This is a genomic window from Bacteroidales bacterium, assembly GCA_035299085.1.
GTDB lineage: Bacteria > Bacteroidota > Bacteroidia > Bacteroidales > UBA10428 > UBA5072.
The window spans coordinates 133,675-157,586 of record DATGXG010000036.1 but is presented as its reverse complement, the minus strand read 5'-3'; the positions used below and the strand labels follow the sequence as shown (position 1 = coordinate 157,586).

The window sequence follows — 23,912 nt, the reverse complement described above, 5'->3', positions numbered from 1 at the left end:
TCACCTATCTTAATAAGGTTACATCACCTGTAAGAATAAAGACCTGCCCGTTTGTGTATTTACCCTCTACCTTCCATATATACACATCTTCCTTGGCTACCTGGCCGTTAATCATGCCATCCCAGCCAACTTCCTGGCTGAAACTTTCAAAAATAAACTCACCCCAGCGGTTAAATATCATCAGATGATATTCATCAACATAATCAATAATTCCTGGCTTAAAGATCCTGTTTTCCTGGAGTTCGGCTTCGGGACTGAATACATTCGGGAAAAGGATCTTTCCTATAGGTTCAACAAGCACTGCTGCCTGGTATTCATACACATCATAACAACCCTTGTTGGTCCAGACGTTCAGAACGACATTGTAACTTCCGTCCTTTTGGTAAACATGTTGCGGATTCTCCTCTTCAGATCCGGTGCCATCGCCGAAATCCCACAGGTACCTGTTTCCGTCAAGCGGATAAGTGCCATTGTCCGATTGGTTTTCAAACAAGACGTTTTGCTCGTTGGCATAAACACGCCTCGGTTTAATATCGAAGAACGCATTGGGTAAAACATACACATCGTTCTGAGTGCTGTAGGAATCGGCAGTTCCATTGTCGCCCCATGCTGTGAGCTTGATTGTGAAAGTACCCGGTTCATAATAGGTATATTCGGGATTGGGCTTGTTTGAAACAGATCCGTCACCAAATTCCCATAAGAAACTATTTGAATAAGCGGATGTGTTTTCGAATTGTATTGTCAGTGGCAGGCAACCGGGTTCAATTGGCTTAAAGGCCGCAACCGGAGGATGCGGAACAATTTCAACATTTACCCATGTACTGTCGCTGCAATAGGTTCCCTTAACAATAAGGTAAACCAGGTAACGCCCCGGTCCGGGATACTCATGTGAACCCGGATTACGGGCTGTTGAAGTACTGTCATCGCCGAACCGCCACAGGTAATCCCAATTTCCCTGTTGACTGTTATTTTGAAAATTCACAATACGATCGGGTATCATTTGAGATAACGGATCTGCTGTGAATAAAGCTTCCGGTGAGGGATGTACCACTATGCTGGTTGTACCTGAATCCGTGCAGCCAAAATAGGACGTCGAAAAAAGATGAATGGTAAATGTTGTATCGTGATCAGTGTCGTTATTAAAAGTATGCATGATATTGAAATCACCGGCTGCCTGGAAACCGTCGCCAAAGTCCCAGTTATAACTATGCCCTCCGGGAGTAGAAGAAAGCAATATATCAGCCGGGGCACAGGCCATTTCGGGATAGGTACTGATTGAAAGCACCGGATTCGGGTATACGGTTATATAATCGTTGAAAGAATGAATACAATGGTTGCCGCTGATTGCTGTGAGCTGAACATTAAAATACTGAACCGAATTGGTTGTGTTATTGAACACGTGAACAGGGTCTTTCTCTGTGCTTGTCCGTCCGTCACCAAAGTTCCACAGGTAATCCGTCGCGTTCAGTGAATTATTTAAAAAGCTTACGGGAAGAGGACTGCATGCAGGCCGGGCATCGCTGCTGAAAACAGCCTGTGGAGAGTCATTCAGTATATTTACCGAATCAATGTCCTGGCATCCGAAATCATCAATTACCGTAAGTTTTATCCTGTAGGTTCCGGGCAGATAGGTATTGAAAACGGGATCTGCAATATCGGTGGCGGAAAGCGGCATCGTTTGACCGGTCCATGTGAATGACGAATAGGTTCCGGATCCTCCGGTGGCAATCCCCTGCAATTGTAAATCACTGCCACTGCAGACCATGGTATCCGGTAATGAAATATTAGCAACCGGATCTGGTCGCACAGTGACCCAAATGGTATCAGTTGTATGGTTTAAATTGATATCATTCACGGTTATTGTCAACATAAAACTGCCTGCAACAGGGCAGTTGAAAATCGGGTTTGACGTATTTGTCGAATTAAGATATTGGGTGGCGCCGCCCCAGGCAAATACATACGATGGCGTTCCGCCGGAAGGCGAAACGGATATGGGTAAATCATTGTTTATACAGGCCCTTCCACCTGAGGCGCTGATATCAAGCAGAATTACGTCCGCTTTTACCTCTACCGGTTTATTTGCCGGAGGCCCCTGGCATCCTATGCTGTTGGTTTCAGTTACAGAAAGGTTGTAGGTTCCAAGGTTCGGAAAACCAAGCATTACAAAATTCTGACTTTGCAGTAACGAATCAATACCCGGTGGAATGAACCATTTATAGGTTGACCCCGGATGGAAATTTACTGAGTAAATGACATTCGTCTGGTTAATACCCACCGCATCCGGACCTATTATAGGATTAGCCGGCGGAACAGGAAGTATCACTGCGTTAACAGCTTTCCTGCTGCTTTCACAATGTGTGTTCTGATTGTAAGTGGAAACAAAATACCGGCTTGTAGTTGAAATCAGTCCGGCATTAAAGATGTCATCCTGGGCAAGAAGGTTTCCGCCGGTAATACTGTCATACCACCTGCTGATAGTTCCGTTTACTCCTGCAACAGATATGATCCTCACTGTGTCAGGTCCGCAGACAGAAACATCGTTCACAGCCGGGAAACCCGGAACAGGATGAATGTTGGCCCACACTCTGATCCTTGCACTTCTGCATCCGGTAAGATTATTAATTGTTGATATCCAGTAAGGAGTCGTTGCGGTAAGATAAGGTGTTGTGAAGTTAAGCGATGTATCGATTACATTTCCGGCAGGTGAATCGTACCACTGGTTTTGTGTTCCGTTTAAACCCGGTAATGATTGAATTGTCAATATTCCCTCGCCGCACCTTGCTGTGTCGGATGCAACCGGAATATCGGGTACCGGATTAATCCGGACATTCAATGCGGTACGATTGCTTTCACAACCTGTGGCTTCATTAAAGGAAGAAATATAATAGGTAACAGGGGCGGTGAGTATCGGACTGTTGAAGGTATCTGAAGTAGCCAGGAGGTTGCCACCGGCAGGTGCATCATACCACCTGCTGGTTGACCCGTATCTTCCGGTTACTGAGGATAATGAAAAGCTTGTGCTTCCGCAGTGCTGAATATCTGAAACAGCGGGAGGATCGGGTATAGGATTGATATCTGCATGCACCTGGTGACGGTTGCTCTCACAACCGGTGGTGAAATTATAAGTGGATACCCAGTAATCGGCATCACTTGTTAATAAAGGTGTTATAAGCGTGCTGTTTTCAATTATCATTGTTCCCCCGATTACTGCAGTGTACCATCGGTTAATGTCACCACCGGTACCGGTTGTGGAGGACAGTGTCATGGATGCCGGTCCGCAATTTGCTGCGTCTGTTGATGAGGGCATACCGGGTGTGGGTTTATAAAGAATACTGACTGTATCAGATGTAGGAGGACAGGATCCGCTTGTAATTCTCCATTCGAAACTGTAGACACCTTCCTGGCCGGCCTGAATCTGCGCTATGGCTGAAGGTGAATGTATCCCCGGGACAAAATCAACATTTCCTGCACCGGTAACTTTTGTCCAGGTACCGGTTCCGGTACCCGGATTATTGGCATTTAAGGCAACCGTTATACCGCATACAGAATCGGACGGACCAGCATTCGCGGGTACGACAGGCTTTCCGAAATCAACTGTAAGTGAATCGGAAGTGCGGCAGCTGTTATTGACAATTGTCCAGGCGAACCTGTAGACACCTTCATTTCCGGGCAGTATCTGAACCGTGGCATTCGGACTGTTTATACCCGGGGTAAATACCGGAGCAACAGCCGAGGGGTTCCAGACTACCGTCCAGGTTCCGGTTCCTATTGTTGCTGCATTTGCACCCAGTGTTGCTGTTACTGAACTGCATAAATCCTGGTCGTCTCCTGCCAGTGCAGGAGCAGGCGCCTGGTCACGTGTAATGATGACCTGGTCATTACTGCCCGGGCAAATTCCGTATTGACTTACAACCGTCCACCGAAATGAATTATTGCCGAATGAAAGATTGGAAACATCAGAGGATGCATCATGCACATCGACAAGCATGGCTCCGCCGGAAAGAACTGTCCAGGTTCCGCTGCCTCCGTTATTGACCGGCAGGGCACCCAGTTTTACTGCTGATGAATCACACACTCCTCTGTCGGGTCCTGCATTGGCAGGTGATGGAGACCGGTCACGCAGGATATACATGGAGTCAGCAGTTGTTACACAAACGCCATACCGGCTTCTTACAGTCCATACAAGCCTGTTTTCACCACCGGCAAGCGAAGTAGCCGATGCACTTGCACTGTGTATATCATTAAAGTTCGCATTTCCGGTTGAAACCGTCCATGTTCCCGTACCATTATTTGTGGCTGAACGGGCATGCAATACAGTGCCTGATGTATTACAAAAACTTTGATCGGGTCCTGCATCGGCCGGGTCTGGCTGCCTGTCTGATGTAATTACTACTTCATCCACTGAAACACAGGGACCGTTGCTGATGGTCCACCTGAAAAGATTAGGACCCGGTTGCAGATTGGTTACTGTTGTGTTGGGGTTTGAAGGGTCGGAAATAATGGCTGAAGAAGTCGTCGTCCATTCTCCAACTCCGATTACCGGGGTATTCCCCCTGAGTGTATACATATTACTGCAAACAGCTGCGTCGGGACCTGCATTCGGTGCCGGTGCAGGAGTGTCAAAAATTGTGAATGAAACTCTGCTTGGAGCACTGGCACAGGCACCAATGGTTTCGGTTACCCAGAATGAATACGTTCCTCCCCTTGAGTTATCAATATATGTAGGCGCACCTGTGGGATCAAAGTTGGGACCGGTATGAATGTGATGGGTTAGCAATGAATCGGTGTACCAGTTGACCTGTCCGCCTGAAGTGGATAAAGTAAGACGAATGGGACTTCCGGCGCAAAATTCAAGTGAAGGATTTGTAATCTCGGGCGGCGTTGTTATAATTTCAATTAGTGCCGTGTTGGTTATGGGCGGATAATCACCGTTTATCGGGTCAGTGGGGGGAATTGCATCAAAGGGATTCCGGTCATAAGGGTTACAGATATTCCAGTTTCTCAGCGTAATCTCAAATATATCTCCGGCTACTCCTCCGGCAGGAGCACTAATCGGCCATGAAATTTCAGTTGGGCCATCAGCAGGAATCGGTATTTCAACTATTGGTCCGGCTACAGGCGGCAGTGAATTTCCGGCTGCGTCGGTCATCTGGTATATGTTTCCTAAAGGGTCACGAATCGTAATATTAGGTATCCTGTCGCCGCCTATGGTATGAGTACCATAAATAAACTGAACCCACCGGGTAATCCGGTTAGGCTTGTCGGGTTCCACATTGATATTACAATTGAAGGTGGAATTATCCCGAAAACGAACATCAATAATGTCTTCGCCCTCGCAAAACTGTGCAATAACAGGATCGGTGATTACCACAGCACCGTTCTGATTGTCTCTTGCCCATGCACTGAAGGTTTGCTCCTGCCTGCTGCTGCTTACACATTGCTGACCGTCATAAATAACATACGCTTCAGCAGTGTATGAACACTGATCTGCAGGAGGATAAACATGCGATGCGGTTGCCGTAAAAATGGTATCTCCGTGTGTTATGGCGGGAATTGTGGTGGTTGCACCTGTTCCGTCATTCCATACATATAATATCTGAACTTTTGAAGGATCAACCGGAAGAATGAACTTGTACCGGACATCCATATTCAGGTTAACAGGGGCACAAACGCTGCCGGCAACCTGTCCGCTGTAATTATCGGTGATCAGTGCGCACTGACCGGATGCCCGCGGCGAAAACAAGCTGGCTGATAACGTGGTTACGGTTAGTAGTTTTGTTAATGTGCCCCTCATACCTGTTGCTGTAGCCCTTTTTCCCATTCAGGGTAACGCTGGCCTTTTACTGATATGGCATCACCCGGTACTTATAACATTTTTGATGAGGTATACGATTATTTTGACGAATAGTTTCATTTTAGTGACGAGCGAGTCCTTGGAATAGGCGGTCTTATCGAATTTTCATCCGTGTTGGGAATGGGCTTGAACCTTTATTCCTTAATCTTGTTTCACTGTTCAACCTTAAATATTAAACACAATGGATCTCAGCAAAATCAATTTCCTTGCAGTACTTGTCGCCGCTGCATCATTTTTTATTATCGGAGGACTGTGGTATTCTCCTTTGCTATTTGTAAGAGTATGGATTAAAGAAGCCAAACTATCTGAAGAAACATTGAAACAGGCTAACATGGGTAAAGTTTTCGGACTTGCTTTCCTGCTATCGTTTATCATTTCCTTTAACCTGGCGGCATTCCTGGGTCAAAACGCCGGACTTACTTGGGGAATTACTGCCGGAGCGCTAGCCGGAATAGGATGGGTGGCCGCTTCAGTGGGTATCCTTTATCTTTTTGAAAGAAGTTCTTTCAGGCTGTTTTTAATCAATGCGGGTTATTTCGCCATCGCTTTTATGGTAGCCGGAGGAATTATCGGAGCCTGGCAATGATTCAGTTTTTGCGGTACAAATGAATGAATCCGTTCATCAGTTTTTTACTGATCGGGTCATTATTGTCTGTATAACCTATAAACCTTGAAATTACATAGAAATATACTCCTTCCGGCGCATCCCGGTTTGAATTCATTATTTTTCCGTCCCAACCGCCCCAGTCTCTGATGTTCCCTTCAAATTCATGCACCTTTAACCCGGTTCTGCTATATATAGCTATGTCAATAAAAATGATGGATACATCGGTCGTCCTGAAGACGCTGTTGACAGCGTTTTCATCATACTTAAGAAGTTTATTGGCAGATCCGTCAGGTGTAAAAACGTTCGGCATAATAAAATTGGTACCTGTAGCTTTGTCAACTCCAACCATTGTGGAAACGGAGTCGATGCACTCGAACGGGGGACCTGACTTTGTTGTCAGCAGTGCTTTGTACTGGCCGGGCTTCTTATATTCATGATAAATCACTGTTGAATCACTGCCAAGCACTAGTGAATCGCCATCCCCGAATACCAGTATGTAATTTTCATAGTTCTTTGAGCCCGAAACATCAAATTTGAACAGGGCCGGTGCTGACTTTGCCCCATCATCATAACTGTAAAATTTATCATACCATTCATGTTTCGGATGAATGATCGAGTCTTCGCTCGGAGGAAGATAATCGGGCCCAGCGAGGTCAGCCTTTGACTGAATCGAATTGTAAACAGCGGAATCTTTTCGCGTCAAACCAAACCGGTCAGTGACAGTCACAATGTACCGTGTGTCTTTCCATGGCGGATTGGAAACCCTCGTGAGCAATCTGCTGCCCGGATTTGTAGCTTCAGGATTATCTGTAGTCCATTTGATCGTAAGAAGACTTCCGGGTATCAGTTTCTGGCCGTTTGCCGGGTTATAGTAATAAGCAGCCGGCTTTGTGGTATCTGCATGGAGGTCAAGTGAGGCACAATCATAATAACCATAAAGTATGGTGTCATGACTGTCTTTATTTGTAATGTTAAGGTCCAGGTCATTTATAACTACCCACGCGGTATAAACGATGCTTTCAGCATTTCTGTTCATAGTAACACGATATCCGCCGTTTACGGAAATATTACCCATCACGGATGTATGACCCGTTACTGTTCCTGGAAGGGTATTAAAAGATGTATCTGCAGCATTATAAACCGACCATTGAAAACTCCAGTCATTGTTTGTATCGGCAGCTACCGCAACCAGCGTAGCCTGGACCGGAGCCCGGTAGGAAGGAGCATTAAAAATAAAAACTTTATCCGTTCCATAAGAAGCGATAACCGAATCACTGGCGGAAGGAGAAAATATCTGTGCCTTTGCGCTAAAGGTGTAAATGAAAAGTACAATTGATAGTACCAGTGTCTTTTGAAGGGACATTCAAAATTCTTTTTATTACAATGCTAACTAAAAAAAACTACAAATAGTATTGGTACAAATGTATTTTGAGTTGTTTGAAGTTAAAACCATTAAATTTACGGTAAAAGAAATTCTGATGACAAGTCCGGTTAATCTACGCAAAAGTCCCTGGAAAAGAGTACAGGATATAAAGTATGACGTCGCTGTTTTGCCCTGGGGTGCCACTGAAGCTCATAATTTTCATCTTCCTTTCGGTACCGATATTATTGAAACAGAATATATAGCTGAAAAATCTGCTGAAAAAGCATGGGAAAATGGAGCCAAAGTCGTTGTTCTGCCTGCAATTCCCTTTGGGGTGAATACAAGTCAGCTTGATATTTACATGACAATTAATATGAATCCCGGTACCCAGTTCAGGATAATTGAAGATGTGCTGAACAGCTTATCCAATCACGGTATAACACGGTTTGTTATTATGAACGGCCATGGTGGCAATGATTTCAAAACAATTATCCGCGAATTGCAACCCCGTTATCCTGATATCTTCATCATGCAGCTGAATTGGTTCGAAGCAGCCCCTTTGAAAGATTATTTTGAAGAATCAGGTGATCATGCAAACGAAATGGAAACCAGTGTCATCATGCACATTGATCCTGAAATAGTGCTGCCATTAAACGAAGCTGGTGACGGTAAAGCCAAATCACCCGTTTTTAAAGCAAGAAGGGAAGGATGGGTTTGGTTCCCAAGGGCATGGACTAAAGTTACGGAAGATACCGGAATAGGAAATCCTAAAAAAGCCACTCCTGAAAAAGGAGCACGCTACCTTGAAGACATCACAACCAAAATCGCCGATTTCTTTGTTGAACTTGTGACCACTGACCCCGAGAACATTTACAAATAAAGTTGGTGACTGGTGACTGGTGAGTGGTGACTGGTAACTGGTAAGTGGTGATTGGTAACTGGTGACTGCACTGGAAACATACAACTATCCTATAGTCCTTGGCGTCCCTATCGTCCCTGTAATACCTTCTGAACGCCTGAACGCCTGAACTCCTAAACCGCTAAAACGCTAAAGTTCAAACAACCCCTCCGGTGCTTTGATCCTGATAATCCGGTTTTCATCATTAATTTCAAGAATAATATCCTGATGTAAAGGAATCAGATAGTTTTTGTCACCTGAAGTAACATTCAACAGCGGATTATTAGAAATATCCTCAATTTCACCGGCAATACCTATAAATCCCTTTTCTTCATCGTTAACCTTATAACCGTTGAGGTCGGGCAGTTCACTAACCGGCTTCCGTTTGCGCCGGATCTGATCCGACCTGACATAAACATCCCGTTGAACGAGAAATTTCGCCCTGTCTTCTGACGGGATACCATCAATGGTAATAATTGCACTTTCAGTTGAATGTGGCCTGAATTCATTCAAAAAAAAAGGAACCATCAATCCGTCGATATCAACGAATAATGATTCCTTTTTTAATAAATCCTGTGCTTGAATGTCTTTCAGTCGGAGCAGTAAAGATCCCCTTGTACCATGAGGTTTAACAAGTGTGCCTATTAACCGGCATTTGTCTTTACTGATCATCCGATATCACCTTTTCAGGCTTCGGCTGTACCTTCAGCATTTTCGGCCGGGGCTTCTTCTGCATTGGCAACAGGTTCAGCTTCTGAGCTTGCTGCTTTTGCCTCTTCAGCCTGGGCTTTCAGTTTTTTAGCCAGTGCTTCAGCCTTGGCCTCTTTTACTTTAGTTTCAGCGTCGAAGCGTTTCTTTGCCTCATCTGCCTTAGTCTTCGAAACTTTGTCCGTCTGGGCTTTTACCCTTGCGGTTTTGTCACTCATCCATTTCTGGAAACGAGTTTCAGCCTCTTCAACTGAGAAAGCACCTTTCTTTGCACCTTCGAGAAGATGCTTTTTCATCATCACACCTTTGTCGGATAAAATAGCCCTACAGGTGTCGGTAGGTTGAGCGCCCTTTTGTAACCAATCTAATGCACTATCAAAGTTTAATTCAATAGTAGCAGGATTAGTCTGGGGATTGTACAAGCCAATCCTCGATATAAATTTACCATCACGTGGCGCCCTGCTATCTGCTACCACAATGTGGTAGTAAGGCAACTTTTTACGGCCTTTTTTAGATAATCTGATTTTTACGGGCATACAAATAATTAAAATGAAACCTACTTTATTTTTGAGCTTGCAAATGTATAATTTTTTTTAAAAATTTTTCCGTATTGAAAAATTAATTATTTTTGTCGCTCTTAAAAAATAGCTTAACATCAAGAAAAATATTTAGAAAATGGCAAACCATAAGTCATCAGTAAAAAGGAACAGACAAGACGAAGCACGGAAAACAAAAAATAAATATGCCGCCCGTACAACCCGTAATGCGTTAAAAGAAATGCGTGCCACCACAGATAAAACCGCAGCAGCTGAAAAGCTTCCGAAAGTCGCTTCCATGCTGGATAAACTTGCCAAGAAAAGAATCATTCATCCCAATAAGGCAGCTAACCTTAAAGCTGAACTTTCAAAGCAGGTTAATAACCTTAAGTAGCAAGAAACGAAAAAGATATTTGCCCCGACAGGAACCTGTCGGGGTTTTTTATTGCGTTTTTTTTATACCTTGTGTTAAAATTGGGTTACAGGAAATGGAAAGTTACAAGTCGTTATCAATCCGTAATTGGGCGGTTGAAGACCGGCCGCGTGAAAAAATGCTCACTTCCGGCACTCAAAGTCTGAGTGATGCCGAACTTATTGCCATCTTAATCGGATCGGGGACACGAAATATTTCGGCTGTTGACCTGGCCCGGCAGATTTTGCATATGGCAGGAAACAGTCTTGACCGCCTTGGAAAATACAGTATTCATGACCTGAATAAAATTAAAGGTATAGGCCAGGCAAGGGCAGTTACTATTCTGGCTGCACTGGAGCTCGGAAGGAGAAGAAAAATAGCCGACGTCCCTGATGAAGTCAAAATTACAGGCAGTGCCGATGTATTTAACCTTGTTTTCCCACTTCTCACCGATCTGACATATGAAGAATTCTGGATTCTGCTTCTTAACCGGTCTAATAAGGTCATCCTGAAACAAAAAATCAGCCAGGGCGGCATCACTGGTACGGTTACCGATATCCGTCTTATACTGAAAACGGCATTGGAAAACCTGGCTACTTCACTTATCCTGAGCCATAACCACCCATCGGGCAACCTGCAGCCCAGTGAAGCGGATATAGCGATCACCCGGCGGCTTAAGGAAACAGCATCCCTCATGGACATAACACTTCTCGATCATATCATTGTGGCTGGAAAAAACTACTTTAGTTTCGCCGATGAAAATCTGATCTGATCAGAGTAAGCGGGTTACAGCATTGTCATCATCACACCGGCTGAGCAACTCGGTTACTGTTTTGCCCAGTACCGGATGCCTTAACCCGGGCGCTATATCGGCAAGCGGAATAAGCACAAAGCGGCGCAGATGGATAAGCGGATGCGGTATTTTAAGACTTTCGGAGGTATATATCAGGTTCTCAAAAAACAAAATATCTATATCAATCGGCCTTGGAGCATAACGAATTTCTGAACGCTTCCTGCCCATTTTCTTCTCAATCGCCTGGACCGTTTTGAGTAAATCAACAGGTTTTAATTCAGTGCTGATATCAATAACCCTGTTATAGAAGTTTTGCTGATCAGGACTTCCCCATGGCTCGGTTTCATAGATGAACGATGCTGAATTTATCTTTATACCATGGGAAACCAACAGGGCAACCGCCTTGTTCATATTTGATTCGCGGTTTCCCATATTACTTCCGAGTGAAAGATAAACTCTGTTCATTTCAGTTCGTTAAGCTGCAAAATTAGGGGAATTCACAGTAATTCATTAATATTGTTGCTTCAATACTAACAATAAAAGGAGAATGAAAAGCTTTTTCAAATATTTACTTGCCAGTATCTTAGGCGTAATTATAGGATTTGCTGTTATTTTCTTCATTTTAGCAGGGGTGATTGGCGCCATGATCTCGGTTCAGGACAAGCCTGTGAGTGTTAAAGACAACACTATCCTGCTGTTGAAATTCGACCAGCCTATAAACGACCGCAAATCTTCGATGCCTGCTTTTGCCTTGAATTTTGCCAATTTCGGCGCTTCAGGTTCTATGGGTCTCAATGAAATTCTTGACAATATCAAAAAGGCAAAAAAAGATCAGCATATAGAAGGAATTTATCTCCAGCTTTCCGGGCTGCAAACCGGGATTGCCACAATTGAAGAGATCAGAAATGCACTAATTGATTTTAAAAGCTCAGGTAAATTCATTATTGCATTCAGCGAAACTTACACCCAGGGCTCTTTTTACCTGGCTTCAATAGCTGATCACATTTACCTCAACCCCGGCGGATCGGTTAATTTCATTGGACTCAGCGCTGACCTGATGTTTTATAAAAAAGCACTTGAGAAACTTGACATTGAGCCTGAAGTGATCCGTCATGGCCGGTTCAAAAGTGCTGTAGAGCCTTTCATGTATGATAAAATGAGTCCCGAAAACCGTGAACAGATCAAATCATACATGGGATCCATCTGGAATCACATAGTAACCCGCATTTCTGAAAGCAGGAATGTATCGGTTGACAGTCTGAATACCTTCGCCGACAGCCTTTTGTTGTGGGATAACAAAGCCGCAGAGCGATACGGGATAGTGGATGCCATTCTATACAAGGACCAGGTTTTGGATACCCTGGCATCCCTTGTGAATATTTCAAATTCAAAAGATCTTGAATTTATAAGTTACCAGAAATACCTCCGGGTGCCTGATGAAACCAAGGATTACTCGAAAAATAAAATTGCCGTTATCTATGCCGAAGGTGATATTGTCCCTGGTGAAGCCAGTGAAGGAACTATCGGTTCTGATGCTTTGGCAAAGACAATAAGGAACGCCCGCCAGGATTCCTCTATAAAAGCCATCGTGTTCAGGGTAAATTCACCCGGTGGAAGCGCCCTGGCTTCTGAGGTTATTTGGAGAGAAATCAAACTGGCACGTGACGTTAAACCGGTTATAGCTTCAATGGGTGATGTGGCAGCTTCAGGCGGATACTATATTGTAACTGCTGCCAGTTCAATTATCGCCAACCCGAATACAATTACCGGTTCAATAGGAGTATTCGGCATCCTGGTTAACGCAGGAGATTTTTTCAATAATAAACTGGGTATTACAACAGACGTGGAAAAAACAAATACATGGTCTGATTTCGGTTCCATATACAGGCCCCTGGAAGATCCTGAACGGCAGGTACTGCAGAATATGGTTGATGATACTTACCATACATTTGTTACCCGCGTATCGGATGGCCGGTCACTGGCTTATGACAATGTAGATAAAATAGGTGAAGGACGGGTATGGAGCGGATTCAATGCAAAGGGTCTTGGCCTGGTTGATACATTGGGAGGACTGAACACAGCAATTGATATTGCTGTAAAAGCTGCAGGTGTAAGTGATTACAGATTAGTTGAGCTTCCAAAACAGGAAGACGCCTTTACTCAGGTGTTTAAAGAGATTACCGGCGACATCCGTCAAAGGCTCATACGTGAAGAAGTGCCCCAGGTTTACAAACAATACAGGTATTTCAGGGATCTGATCCGGAAAGACCGGGTTCAGGCAAGACTTCCATTTGACATAACCGTGCATTAGCATTCCGCAATGATTAAACAGAAGCTCATAAAAAGACCGGCACTTTTGCCTTTCACCTTTTTTTACGGGCTGGCTGTACTATTAAGAAACTGGCTTTTTGATATCCGGATTCTTAAATCGAAAAAATTTAAGATTCCCGTTATATCCATTGGTAACATTACTGTTGGCGGAACCGGAAAAACACCTCATGTAGAATACCTGGTTGATCTGCTCCGGAAAGAATATAGTCTTGCGGTTCTTAGCCGGGGTTATAAAAGAAAAACAAAGGATTTCCGTTTTGCTTCGAAACGCTCACCAATAAAGGAAATTGGTGATGAACCCCTTCAGATCAAGCTTAAGTTTCCCACCGTTCCTGTTGCCGTTGAACGCGACAGGGTGAAAGGTATAAAAAAGCTGATGCATTCCATTCACGACCTTGAGGTGGTTATCCTCGATGACGCATACCAGCACCGCAAGGTAAAGCCAGGCCTTTCCATTTTGCTCATCGATTATAACAGGCCTATCTTCAACGACATCCTGCTTCCAGCAGGAAATCTTCGTGAATTCAGAAGGAATACAAACAGGGCGGATATGATTGTAGTGACAAAATGCCCTGAAAACCTTACGCAGCATGAAGGTGAAATATTTATTTCAAAATTGGATGTCAGAAATAAACAGGAGGTATTTTTTACCCGGTACGAATATGGTTCACCCATGCCGGTTTTCCCTTTCAGAAACCACGAAGAACTTACCTATAAACATCTTCATAAATCAGGAACTTGCATAATGCTGGTAACGGGAATAGCCAATCCGTTCCCCCTGAAAAATTTCCTGGCCGAGATTGTAAATGTAAGGGAAGAAATGGCATTCCCCGATCACCATAATTTTTCAAGGCAGGATATCCAACTTATCCGCCGTACTTTCAATACAATGGAAGCGGAAGATAAATACATAATTGTTACCGAGAAAGACGCCGTAAGAATAAGGGAATCAGAATTCGATGAGAAAAATTTTAAGAAATCATTCTACTATATTCCTATTGAAGTAAGATTCCTTCTCAAGGGTGAAAAACCATTTAATAAGAGAGTGCTGAAATATCTGAAGAAAACTTTATAGGGATCACCCATGCATTTGCCGTCATTGCGAACCTTCGATTCCTGCGAAGGTGAAGCAATCTGCCTGCACATGAAGGACTTGACCAAGACAGACAACCATAAGAATAAAAGTATTTCAAATAATTGCGCTCTGCCTGTTCGGGCAGATTGCTTCGTCGCTTTACTTCCTGCTATAATCAAATATTGTTATGCTCCTATTAATGACGACTTTTTAATGAACAACCCTGAAAGGGTTCAATTTGAATAACCGCGGGTGAAACCCGTGGTACGGTGCTACGATAACGAACACAACTCTGAAAGAGTTGAATTATGCATAATTGAAATTGAACCCTTTCAGGGTTCTTGTCTGCTGGCATCATAATCCACGGGGTTCACCCGCGGTTATTCAGATCTCGCTACTTCGTAGCTATTTGTGAAAGCCATGGTTGTCATTTCATTGGGTGATCTTAAAAATAGGGTTGGTTACTCGCAATGACGCTCATGACCAGTAACCAGTCACCAATCACTTCTTTTTAATCGTAAATCGTCCAATCGTAAATCGTAAATCTAAAATCCCTTCACATTCATCTTAATGGTATATACCGATGTTCTTGCGGTTATGAATAGTATATTATGGTTCTTCCCTCCGAAACAAAGATTTGATGGATTTTCAGGTAAGTCAATATCCCCCAGCTTTTCACCCCGGCTATTAAAAACCTGTACTTTACCGTAAGTCAGGTACACATTCCCCTTTTCGTCTGTTGTCATGCCATCGGAACCTGCATTGGCAAACAGCGTTTTCTCTGCCAGTTTTCCATCCGGCAATATTTTATACCGGTAGGTTTTGCCCGCAGCAATGTCGGCCACATAAAGAAATTTGCCATCCGGTGTACCTGCAATTCCGTTTGGCTGCTTAAGATCGGAAACTACCCTGACCAGTTCACCTTCAGGCTTCAGGTAATAAACAGCCTGTGCATCCTGCTGCATGGTATGACCTGCTTCCCAGTAATCACGGTAATAATAAGGATCGGTGAAGTAGATTCCTCCTGACTGATCAATCCACAAGTCATTTGGTCCGTTCAGGTACTTTCCGGAATATCCCTTATTATAAACTGAATTAATCTTACCCTTGGCATCGATCTTAAGAATACTGTTGTTTATGTCGGCACAGATTATAAGATTTCCCTTTGTATCGAATTCAGTACCATTAGCCCTTTCAGCTCCGTCTTTAAAAAGACGAATCCCGTCTTTTTCATTCCATGTATAAATCTTATCGTTAGGCTGATCAGTGAAAAAAACATTTCCATTCCTGTCGCATGAAGCGCCTTCTGTAAAAGCATACCCGGTTCCGGTTTTCAGCAATGTTGCATTCGGATCTGTCGGAACTTGCTGGCCCATGGATATTCCAGCATATAAAATGAAAAAGGAGATAAGCGGTAGTCTCATGTTTTTATGTAAATATAGCCTGATTTCAAACAAGTTCAACCGTGAACCAGTCAACAACGGCATTGTTTATATTTTAAAAAAGACACATTTTTGTATACCTAATTGAAAAGAAATGAAAAAACTGGTTTTTCTGCTTGTTGTTTTGGCAGTGAGTTGTGCGGTAGCCCCCATTACCGGTCGCAAACAGCTTCTTGTTATACCTGCCGACCAAATGCTTTCACTCAGTGCTCAAAGTTATTCTGAGGTATTGAAGACAACTAAAACTTCAACCAATCAGCAGTATATCAACCAGGTACGCAATGTAGGCGTTAAACTCACCGCGGCTGTTGAAAAATTTATGCAACAGCAGGGCAAAAGTGAAGCGCTGCAGGGATACCAGTGGCAATATAATGTGCTTCAATCAAAAGAGGCCAATGCCTGGTGTATGCCGGGTGGCCAGATCGCCTTTTATGAAGGAATCATGCCCATCTGCCAGGATGAAAATGGTATTGCCGTGGTAATGGGCCATGAAATAGCCCATGCTATTGCACAGCACGGCAACGAAAGAATGTCACAGCAACTGGCACTCCAGCTGGGTGGTATGGCCCTTTCGGAAGCCCTCAGCAAAAAATCAGAAACAACCCAGCAGATTGCACTGGCTGCTTTCGGCGCCGGTTCAACACTAGGTGTTATGTTGCCTTACAGCCGAACCCACGAGTATGAAGCTGACGAACTGGGGTTGTATTTTATGGCAATGGCTGGTTTTGACCCCCGGACAGCTCCTTCATTCTGGGAAAGAATGATTGCCGAAGCCGGTGGCTCAAGGCCTCCTGAATTCCTTTCAACCCACCCCGACCCTGCTAACCGGATCCAGGCGCTGAAAAGAAAGATGAATAAGGCCATGCAATATTACCAGGGAAAGAAATAACCCCTTTATTACATACTTATACAATTAATAATAAAAGAGTTACTCTTTTGGATTTTTATTACCTTTATTTTACATAACTAAACCACCCCTGCCATGAAAAATGCCCTGATAATTTTATCAGCCCTGTTGCTGATCAGCTGTTCCAAACCACGTGAAGTTAAACAGTATACAATCAACCAGTTTTTTAAAAACCTCCGTATGACCGGAGGAACTTTTAGTAACGATGAAAAGAAAATTCTGGTGAGTACCGACAAATCAGGAATCTTTAATGTATATGAAATCAACCTTGCCGATACCACAATGCGCCAGGTTACCAGTTCGCAAAAAGAATCCTTCTTTGCAATTGATTATGTAAAAGGAACGAATGATTTGTTTTATTCTTCCGACCAGGGAGGTAATGAAATCAGTCATATCTATATGCTTAAAGCTGACGGCACTACCCAGGACCTTACACCTGGTGAAAAGGAAAAAGCCGGCTTCGCAGGATGGAGTGAGGATAAAAAGTCGATGTATTTCGGATCAAACAAAAGAGATCCGCAGTTCTTTGATTTTTACAAAATGACGGTTGGTGAATGGAAACCTCAATTGCTGTATCAATATGAGGATGGACTTGATTTCAGCGGGATTTCGGACGATGAAAACATTGTAGCCCTCCAGCGTCCGATCACTTCAAGTGAAAATCAACTCTTTTTAAAAAACAAGACTGCCAAGAAGCTCACTGAAATATCCGATCCTTCTTCTCCCGGTCAATACAGTGCTTCAGGTTTCAGCGACGATGGCAGGTTCTTTTATTATGTTACGGATGCCGGAAAAGAGTTCGCCTACCTGGTTGAATACGAAATTGCTACAGGTAACCGCAAAACCATATATGAGACAAACTGGGATGTAATGTACAGTTATGTCAGTGAAAATGAGAAATACAGGGTTATTGCTGTTAACGAAGACGGGAAAAACAACATAATCGTATTGAATAACAAGACAAACGAAAAAGTTGATTTTCCTCAAATCCCCGATGGAGACGTTCAGGAAGTGAATATTTCCGACAGTGAAAAGCTGATGCTGCTCACCGTAGGTACATCCAAATCACCGGCTGACTTGTTTGTCTATAATTTCGAAACAAAAGAACTGAAGAAACTAACCAATACCTTGAATACCGAGATCAATCCTGAGGACCTGTCAACGGCCCAGGTGGTGCGTTTCAAGTCATTTGACAGCCTTGAAATTCCTGCCATTTTTTATAAACCACTGACTGCTGATGCTAAAAACAAAGTTCCGGCACTTGTATGGGTACATGGAGGACCGGGTGGTCAGTCAAGAGTAGGATACTCTTCACTTATACAGTTTTTTGTAAACCATGGCTATGCTATTCTTGCCGTAAATAACAGGGGAAGCAGCGGCTATGGAAAAACTTTCTATAAGATGGATGACCGTAATCACGGTGATAAAGATCTTAAAGATTGTATCTGGGGCAAAAAATGGCTGCAATCCCAGGAATATATCGACAGTAATAAGATCGGAATCCTTGGAGGCAGCTACGGCGGATTCATGACTATGGCTGCAATGACTTCAGCACCGGAAGAATTTAAAGTGGGAGTGGATCTTTTCGGAGTCACAAACTGGCTGAGAACCCTGAAATCAACACCAGCCTGGTGGGCATCCTTCCGCACTGCGTTGTTCAATGAAATGGGTGATCCGTTTACATCGGATTCAGTTCGTCTTTATAATATATCGCCTTTGTTTCATGCGGATAAAGTCAGAAACCCGGTCATGATTTTGCAGGGTGCCAATGATCCGCGGGTTTTACAGGTGGAATCGGATGAAATGGTGGCCGGAATCAAAAAGAATAACGTACCGGTTGAATATGTGATCTTCCCGGATGAGGGACACGGATTCATTAAAAAGGAAAATGAAATCAAAGGTTACGGACAGATCCTGACATTCCTTGATAAATACCTGAAACAGTCCAATCCTGCAAATTAGACGCTTTGTTCATGTCAGAATTAGGAAGACTGTCAGAATATGATTCACAATCCGGTCACTGCCTGATACCCTTGTACCTGGGTGTGACCGGTCATCGCAATATCAGGGAGGAGGACAAGCGTGTTTTAAAGGAAGAGATAAAAAAGATCATCCTTGAAAAAAAGTTTCAGTGCCCCGATACTCCGGTGAAAATTATAACCCCTCTGGCAGAAGGAGCCGACAGGCTGGCCGCTGAAGCAGCAATAGAATGTGACGTGCCTTATATTGCACCTCTTCCTATGCCTGTTGCTGAATACAGGAAAGATTTTGTTTCATCCTCATCAAATATTGAATTTGATGACTTGCTGAACAAGGCTGAATACTGGTTTGAACTTCCGGTTGCCGAAGGGGTGAAATTACCGGATTTGCGCAAGCCGGATATCCGCAATGAACAATACTTTCGCATTGGCCAATTTGTGGCCAGACACAGTTACCTTCTGATTGCTTTGTGGGACGGAATGGATAACCTTAAGAAAGGCGGGACGGCCCATATTGTCAGACTAAAGAAAACAGGACTGCCTCAGACTCTCCCTCAGCTCCAGCAACCACTGAATATTTTAAGAACCGGTTCAATTTGTCATATTCTCACTCCAAGGCAGGATCAACCTGTTCCGCCGGATGCCTTTTCAAGAAAGATGATTTACCCGGATGACAGGTGGAAAAATGAAGAGATCTTCAGGAATGAAGATCGGCGTTTTCTCCGGTATATCAATTCCTATAACCAGGATGTTCTTTCAATGGATAACGAATTATTGAAGGACAGGATTCGTTCCAATGAAGACCGGTTAAAAGTTTCTGACGATCCCTATATAAAGCGAATTGCCGCCTTCCAGGTAACTACGGATACGCTGGCTACCCGGTTCAACTCAAAACGGTTTTTTGCACTTAAAGTCCTGCTGATTTTAACAGTATTAGCCTTCCTGTTCTTCCAGGTATACGTCGAATTCTGGCATAAACCTGTAATGCTACTTCTTTACCCGCTTACAATGGGTATGGGAGCCTTATGGTTTCTGTATGCGAATCGACGGAAATATGAACAAAAACATGAGGACTACAGGGCACTTGCCGAAGCCTTCCGGGTACAGTATTTCCTGGCATGTATGGGTAACAATACCAATGTTTCGGATTATTACCTGCAAAAATACGCTGGTGATCTCGAATGGATCATTTATGCGTTGCGTTCCACTCTTCTGATACCCCCTGTTAAAAAAAGCGACGAGAGCAAAAGCATTGAAAAATGCAGGTATCTTAATGATTTTTGGGTTTCCGACCAGCTTGAATACTACAGGCTGAAAAGTATGAAGCATCATTATCATCATGAACGATACCGGTGGCTTGGAAATGTTCTTTTTCTTTCCGCCCTGGCATCAGCTGTTGTGTTGTTTTTATTCAGCATCGCTGAAGGCAGGATTCACTTTTTGTCAGAGGAAAGTTACGAGTTTTTGCACAGTGTGCTGATTGTGTGCACCCACAGTTTTCTCGTTATTGCAGGCGCCCTACTGGGATACAATGAAAAGCGGATTTTTGAAGAACAATCCAAAACATTTCAGAAAATGTTCCACCTGTTCAGCCACGCTTATACTATCCTGACAAATGCCATTGAATCAAGCAAGCCCGATGAGGCTGAATCAATAATTCATGAACTGGCCCTTGAATCACTGATGGAAAATGCCGACTGGCTGCTGTTGCACCGTTCAAGGCCTATGGAGATACCGAAGGGGTAAAGTGTTATAAATATTGTTATTAATAACCGTTTGAAATTAAATGGATTTACCTATATTTGCACTGTCCTGTCTTAGTGAAGCCCTACGTTCCACGTGGGAGATTAGTAGCGAAAGATGGGATTTTTTATTTAAATTTTTCCCCATCTACTGTAAATTCTTTAGGAACAAAACTCCAATGTCGATATGAGAGAGTCCAGATTTTCTCTCTTGGACTTTTACTTGTTGTTATGCCAATATTAAAACCGGGATATATTGTCCTAATTTCATTCAAAATAAATTTATAAAGTTTCTCTTTTGCAATAGTTCTTTTACCTCTTTGAAGTTTTCCTTCAAGTTTAACCTTATGGAAATCATTTAATCGAAAGGCCATTGAACCTAAAATGATGTCCATGCACTGAAGAATCACATGATCATGTGAATCCACTTCAGTAATATCTTCTCTTCTAATTTTGATATTGGCACCCTGGAATTGAGGTAATGATTGCAGCGCATATATATAATTCAAGAACTGCTCGTTTTTAATTTTTGTGTCAGGTAGTTTATCAAAATAAAGTCTCAGAAAAGTTTCTTCATCATTAGATGTATAAGTAAGCCCAAACGCATGTTTAATAAATTGATAATATAAAAGTTGAAATCCTTTGTCGATTTGATCGTCTGATAATTTGGCCGGAACCAATGCGTTTTGTCGAAACATAATTCTAATTTTAATTTTATCCTTGCGAATAAAATCAAAAAACAACTTCATCATTTTTTCATATTTTTCAAGATAGTTTTCAGTAACTTTTGTCCACTTAATTTCATTTTTAAGATTGAGGGAAAACTTTTTTTCGTTTAATCTTCTAGTAATGTCAAAATAATCTAATGATCTTACAAGTGCTCCTCCATAAAAATCTGAAAAGTACCTTCCATTACTTATAGATTCATCACAATAGATTATATATTCCATTACAATTTATTACAATAACGGACTCATAATTAATATTAAAGAGCGGCCAAATTAACTCCGATATAGCTGAATTTCAAAAACTAACCAAATGTAAGAAATTGGTTGTTTAAGATAAAGATAATATTAAAAAAAGCGGTTGCAATCATAAGACTACAACCGCTATGTGGTCCCACCTGGGTTCGAACCAGGGACTCCCTGATTATGAGTCAGGTGCTCTAACCAGCTGAGCTATGGGACCAGTATGTTTCTGTTTGAAAAGTTTGAAGAAGTTTGAGTTGGTTTGAAGAAGTTTGAAAAATCAGGTGCTAAACTTTTTCAAACCCTTTCAAACAATATCAAACTAAATCAACCAATTTCTAAAATGGCCTGCAATATTAGTGATTTGTAAACAAAAAAACAAACCGTTATTATGCGCACTCTTCAACTCTTTTGAGTGCAAAGGTAAGCAGGCGAAGGATTCGGGGCGTATTATTTTTTACAATATTCATTCGCTCTTCAGGATCAGCGGCTTTGTCATCCTGTCTCCATGAATCATATCCTGTGCACAATGAAAGCGCTGCATAAGCAATGCCAAGTTCATTTGCCAGTATGGCTTCAGGTGCGGTTGTCATATTGATGGCATCGGCTCCCCATGAGCGGTATAACTTTGATTCAGCCCTCGATGAAGATCTCTGACCGTCAATGGAAATCACAACCCCTTTTGTATGAACAGTGATCCCCTGTACAATGGCAGATTCAATGAGGCTGTCTCGTAATTCTTCAGAAAAAGGTTCAGCCATTGAAACCTGGCTTTCTCCCATATTCAGTTCCAGCCTGATACCGGTAACAGGCAGCTTGGTCATATCAATAAACTGGTCGAAAATAATTACCTCACCGGGACATATCTCTTCCTGCAGGCTTCCGCATGTACCGGTTGCTAAAATATAATCACAACCCAGTTTTTTTAACGCATACATATTTGCCTTGTAGTTGATCTTACTAGGCGGTAATTCATTATTGACTCCATTTCTTGCCAAATGGAAAATTTCAATGCCATCACTAACACCCGAATAAATTACCGGATCCGGTTTGCCAAAAGGAGTATCAATTTTAACTTCTTTTCTATCTGCCAGATATTCGGGTACGGCCAGTCCTGTTCCGCCAATAATTGCTATTTTCATTCTTTGACAGGGTTTAAGTTTCTCTCAGGAAATAATGTAAATATACTTTTTTTGTTTGCATTTGAAATTCCTCTTTCAGTAATTATTCCGGTTACAAGTCGGGCAGGAGTAATATCAAACCCGTAATTGGCAACAGGCGTTCCGGGTGGCAGGATCTCAACTTCCATTACTTCCCCGTTCTTAAGCCCTTCCATAAAAGTAACTTCATTCCCGTTTCTTTCTTCAATTGGTGTTTCTCCGGCGCCTTCACTCAATGTCCAATCGATTGTTGAAGAAGGTAATGCGGCATAAAACAGGATATGGTTATCAAAAGCTGCAAGAGCTTTCAGGTAAGTACCTATTTTATTGACCACATCACCATAGGGTGACGCCCTGTCCGAACCTACAATTACCATGTCTACCATTCCGGCCTGCATCAGGTGACCCCCGGTATTATCAGCAATTACAGTACAGGGAACACCATGCTGCTGCAGTTCCCAAGATGTGAGCCGCCCTCCCTGGTTCCGGGGCCTGGTTTCATCAACCCAAACGTGTACCTTCAATCCCTTATCGTGGGCCAGATAAATAGGTGCCGTAGCTGTACCGTAATCTATACAAGCCAGCCAGCCTGCATTGCAGTGAGTGAGTATGTTCACCGGCTCTCCTTTTTTCTCACGGCTTATCTTTTCTATGATTTCAAGCCCGTACTCACCAATTTTCAGGCAATTATGTCGTTCTTCATCAATGATTCCGATGCAGATCCTGCGGGAGATCTCAATTAGCTCCTGCCTTGAACCCCCTTCGCCAAGGGCGTTCACTACCCGGTCAACAGCCCAGTTGAGGTTAATTGCTGTTGGCCTTGAAGATTTCAAATACTCCGCTTTTTTGGTAATATAGGATTTGCCGATTACCTTATCATTACAGGCTGTCAGGGCCAGGTAAACACCCAGTGCCCCGGCAGCACCGATAAGTGGTGCGCCCCGAAGATGCATGTCTTTAATGGCTACATACATTTCTTCGGCCGAATGAATATCCTCTATGATAAAGCGGAATGGTAAAAACCGCTGGTCAATGATTTGCACTATCGCAGAATTATCCGGATGGATCCATATTGTTTCAAAATGCCGGCCCTTTACTTTCATAAATGATCAGAAAACACTTCTTTTGTAAAAAATT

At 43.0% G+C, this 23,912-nt stretch carries 18 protein-coding genes and 1 tRNA gene; 9 read left to right on the top strand and 10 right to left on the bottom strand.

Features of this window, described 5'->3' with window-relative positions:
* Window positions 1-4: 4 nt before the first annotated feature.
* The gene (locus tag VK179_11825; GenBank protein ID HLO59423.1) at window positions 5-5,821 is read right to left on the bottom strand and encodes a PKD domain-containing protein; all 5,817 of its coding nucleotides are present in this window, start codon (window positions 5,819-5,821) and stop codon (window positions 5-7) included.
* A gap of 214 nt (window positions 5,822-6,035) precedes the next feature.
* Between VK179_11825 and VK179_11820 the strand changes: the two genes are divergently transcribed.
* Window positions 6,036-6,440 carry a DUF1761 domain-containing protein gene (locus VK179_11820; protein ID HLO59422.1) on the top strand — a complete coding sequence of 135 codons (405 nt, stop codon included), beginning with the start codon at window positions 6,036-6,038 and terminating at the stop codon, window positions 6,438-6,440.
* 1 nt (window position 6,441) lies between these two features.
* Here VK179_11820 and VK179_11815 read toward each other — a convergent pair whose 3' ends face one another.
* Window positions 6,442-7,824 (bottom strand): hypothetical protein, encoded by a 1,383-nt coding sequence (locus tag VK179_11815; protein ID HLO59421.1) that lies wholly within the window; start codon window positions 7,822-7,824, stop codon window positions 6,442-6,444.
* 58 nt (window positions 7,825-7,882) lie between these two features.
* Here VK179_11815 and VK179_11810 point away from each other — a divergent pair, with 58 nt between their 5' ends.
* A complete protein-coding gene (locus tag VK179_11810) occupies window positions 7,883-8,704 on the top strand; it encodes a creatininase family protein (GenBank protein HLO59420.1) in 822 nt (273 codons plus the stop codon).
* Between the two features lie 168 nt (window positions 8,705-8,872).
* Here VK179_11810 and VK179_11805 read toward each other — a convergent pair whose 3' ends face one another.
* Both VK179_11805 and VK179_11800 read right to left on the bottom strand, forming a co-directional pair.
* Entirely contained in the window at window positions 8,873-9,394 is a 522-nt protein-coding gene (locus VK179_11805) for a hypothetical protein (protein HLO59419.1), read from the bottom strand.
* A 14-nt stretch (window positions 9,395-9,408) separates the two neighbouring features.
* The gene (locus VK179_11800) at window positions 9,409-9,966 is read right to left on the bottom strand and encodes a 30S ribosomal protein S16 (protein ID HLO59418.1); all 558 of its coding nucleotides are present in this window, start codon (window positions 9,964-9,966) and stop codon (window positions 9,409-9,411) included.
* A gap of 139 nt (window positions 9,967-10,105) precedes the next feature.
* Here VK179_11800 and rpsT point away from each other — a divergent pair, with 139 nt between their 5' ends.
* Together rpsT and radC are read left to right on the top strand one after the other, a co-directional pair.
* Window positions 10,106-10,360, top strand: a complete 255-nt coding sequence (gene rpsT / locus VK179_11795; protein ID HLO59417.1) for a 30S ribosomal protein S20 — start codon at window positions 10,106-10,108, stop codon at window positions 10,358-10,360.
* 94 nt (window positions 10,361-10,454) lie between these two features.
* Window positions 10,455-11,150 (top strand): DNA repair protein RadC, encoded by a 696-nt coding sequence (gene radC, locus VK179_11790; GenBank protein HLO59416.1) that lies wholly within the window; start codon window positions 10,455-10,457, stop codon window positions 11,148-11,150.
* Here the strand turns inward: radC and folK are convergent, their stop codons facing one another.
* Entirely contained in the window at window positions 11,151-11,636 is a 486-nt protein-coding gene (gene folK, locus VK179_11785) for a 2-amino-4-hydroxy-6-hydroxymethyldihydropteridine diphosphokinase (GenBank protein ID HLO59415.1), read from the bottom strand.
* Between the two features lie 82 nt (window positions 11,637-11,718).
* Here folK and sppA point away from each other — a divergent pair, with 82 nt between their 5' ends.
* Window positions 11,719-13,482 carry a signal peptide peptidase SppA gene (gene sppA / locus VK179_11780; protein ID HLO59414.1) on the top strand — a complete coding sequence of 588 codons (1,764 nt, stop codon included), beginning with the start codon at window positions 11,719-11,721 and terminating at the stop codon, window positions 13,480-13,482.
* Window positions 13,483-13,491: 9 nt separating this feature from the next.
* Entirely contained in the window at window positions 13,492-14,577 is a 1,086-nt protein-coding gene (gene lpxK, locus VK179_11775; protein HLO59413.1) for a tetraacyldisaccharide 4'-kinase, read from the top strand.
* 545 nt (window positions 14,578-15,122) lie between these two features.
* Here the strand turns inward: lpxK and VK179_11770 are convergent.
* Window positions 15,123-16,001, bottom strand: coding sequence for an SMP-30/gluconolactonase/LRE family protein (locus VK179_11770; GenBank protein HLO59412.1), 879 nt, complete (start codon window positions 15,999-16,001; stop codon window positions 15,123-15,125).
* Window positions 16,002-16,113: 112 nt separating this feature from the next.
* On the opposite strand from VK179_11770, the gene VK179_11765 reads away from it, so the two are divergent.
* The 3 genes from VK179_11765 (at window position 16,114) to VK179_11755 (ending at window position 20,651) form a co-directional block, all read left to right on the top strand.
* On the top strand, window positions 16,114-16,908 hold the full coding sequence (locus tag VK179_11765) for a M48 family metallopeptidase (GenBank protein HLO59411.1): 795 nt from the start codon (window positions 16,114-16,116) through the stop codon (window positions 16,906-16,908).
* 93 nt (window positions 16,909-17,001) lie between these two features.
* Window positions 17,002-18,888 carry a S9 family peptidase gene (locus VK179_11760; GenBank protein ID HLO59410.1) on the top strand — a complete coding sequence of 629 codons (1,887 nt, stop codon included), beginning with the start codon at window positions 17,002-17,004 and terminating at the stop codon, window positions 18,886-18,888.
* Window positions 18,889-18,899: 11 nt separating this feature from the next.
* Window positions 18,900-20,651 carry a hypothetical protein gene (locus VK179_11755; protein HLO59409.1) on the top strand — a complete coding sequence of 584 codons (1,752 nt, stop codon included), beginning with the start codon at window positions 18,900-18,902 and terminating at the stop codon, window positions 20,649-20,651.
* Between the two features lie 124 nt (window positions 20,652-20,775).
* On the opposite strand, the gene VK179_11750 is transcribed toward VK179_11755, so the two are convergent.
* The 4 genes from VK179_11750 to mtnA form a co-directional block, all read right to left on the bottom strand.
* Window positions 20,776-21,597, bottom strand: a complete 822-nt coding sequence (locus VK179_11750) for a DUF3800 domain-containing protein (GenBank protein ID HLO59408.1) — start codon at window positions 21,595-21,597, stop codon at window positions 20,776-20,778.
* A gap of 164 nt (window positions 21,598-21,761) precedes the next feature.
* Window positions 21,762-21,835: transfer RNA gene (locus tag VK179_11745), tRNA-Ile, on the bottom strand.
* Between the two features lie 169 nt (window positions 21,836-22,004).
* Entirely contained in the window at window positions 22,005-22,757 is a 753-nt protein-coding gene (locus VK179_11740) for an MTAP family purine nucleoside phosphorylase (protein ID HLO59407.1), read from the bottom strand.
* Window positions 22,754-23,878, bottom strand: a complete 1,125-nt coding sequence (gene mtnA, locus VK179_11735) for an S-methyl-5-thioribose-1-phosphate isomerase (GenBank protein ID HLO59406.1) — start codon at window positions 23,876-23,878, stop codon at window positions 22,754-22,756. The genes VK179_11740 and mtnA overlap by 4 nt, the downstream gene beginning before the upstream one ends.
* Window positions 23,879-23,912: the final 34 nt, after the last annotated feature.

Bases quoted from the DNA above. Each gene is read 5' to 3' on its own strand.
- VK179_11765 (HLO59411.1), top strand. From the start codon at position 16,114: ATGAAAAAACTGGTTTTTCTGCTTGTTGTTTTGGCAGTGAGTTGTGCG.
- VK179_11770 (HLO59412.1), bottom strand. From the start codon at position 16,001: ATGAGACTACCGCTTATCTCCTTTTTCATTTTATATGCTGGAATATCC.
- mtnA (HLO59406.1), bottom strand. From the start codon at position 23,878: ATGAAAGTAAAGGGCCGGCATTTTGAAACAATATGGATCCATCCGGAT.
- VK179_11740 (HLO59407.1), bottom strand. From the start codon at position 22,757: ATGAAAATAGCAATTATTGGCGGAACAGGACTGGCCGTACCCGAATAT.
- sppA (HLO59414.1), top strand. From the start codon at position 11,719: ATGAAAAGCTTTTTCAAATATTTACTTGCCAGTATCTTAGGCGTAATT.
- VK179_11755 (HLO59409.1), top strand. From the start codon at position 18,900: ATGTCAGAATTAGGAAGACTGTCAGAATATGATTCACAATCCGGTCAC.
- VK179_11805 (HLO59419.1), bottom strand. From the start codon at position 9,394: ATGATCAGTAAAGACAAATGCCGGTTAATAGGCACACTTGTTAAACCT.
- rpsT (HLO59417.1), top strand. From the start codon at position 10,106: ATGGCAAACCATAAGTCATCAGTAAAAAGGAACAGACAAGACGAAGCA.
- VK179_11810 (HLO59420.1), top strand. From the start codon at position 7,883: ATGTATTTTGAGTTGTTTGAAGTTAAAACCATTAAATTTACGGTAAAA.
- VK179_11825 (HLO59423.1), bottom strand. From the start codon at position 5,821: ATGGGAAAAAGGGCTACAGCAACAGGTATGAGGGGCACATTAACAAAA.
- folK (HLO59415.1), bottom strand. From the start codon at position 11,636: ATGAACAGAGTTTATCTTTCACTCGGAAGTAATATGGGAAACCGCGAA.
- VK179_11760 (HLO59410.1), top strand. From the start codon at position 17,002: ATGAAAAATGCCCTGATAATTTTATCAGCCCTGTTGCTGATCAGCTGT.
- radC (HLO59416.1), top strand. From the start codon at position 10,455: ATGGAAAGTTACAAGTCGTTATCAATCCGTAATTGGGCGGTTGAAGAC.
- VK179_11750 (HLO59408.1), bottom strand. From the start codon at position 21,597: ATGGAATATATAATCTATTGTGATGAATCTATAAGTAATGGAAGGTAC.
- lpxK (HLO59413.1), top strand. From the start codon at position 13,492: ATGATTAAACAGAAGCTCATAAAAAGACCGGCACTTTTGCCTTTCACC.
- VK179_11820 (HLO59422.1), top strand. From the start codon at position 6,036: ATGGATCTCAGCAAAATCAATTTCCTTGCAGTACTTGTCGCCGCTGCA.
- VK179_11815 (HLO59421.1), bottom strand. From the start codon at position 7,824: ATGTCCCTTCAAAAGACACTGGTACTATCAATTGTACTTTTCATTTAC.
- VK179_11800 (HLO59418.1), bottom strand. From the start codon at position 9,966: ATGCCCGTAAAAATCAGATTATCTAAAAAAGGCCGTAAAAAGTTGCCT.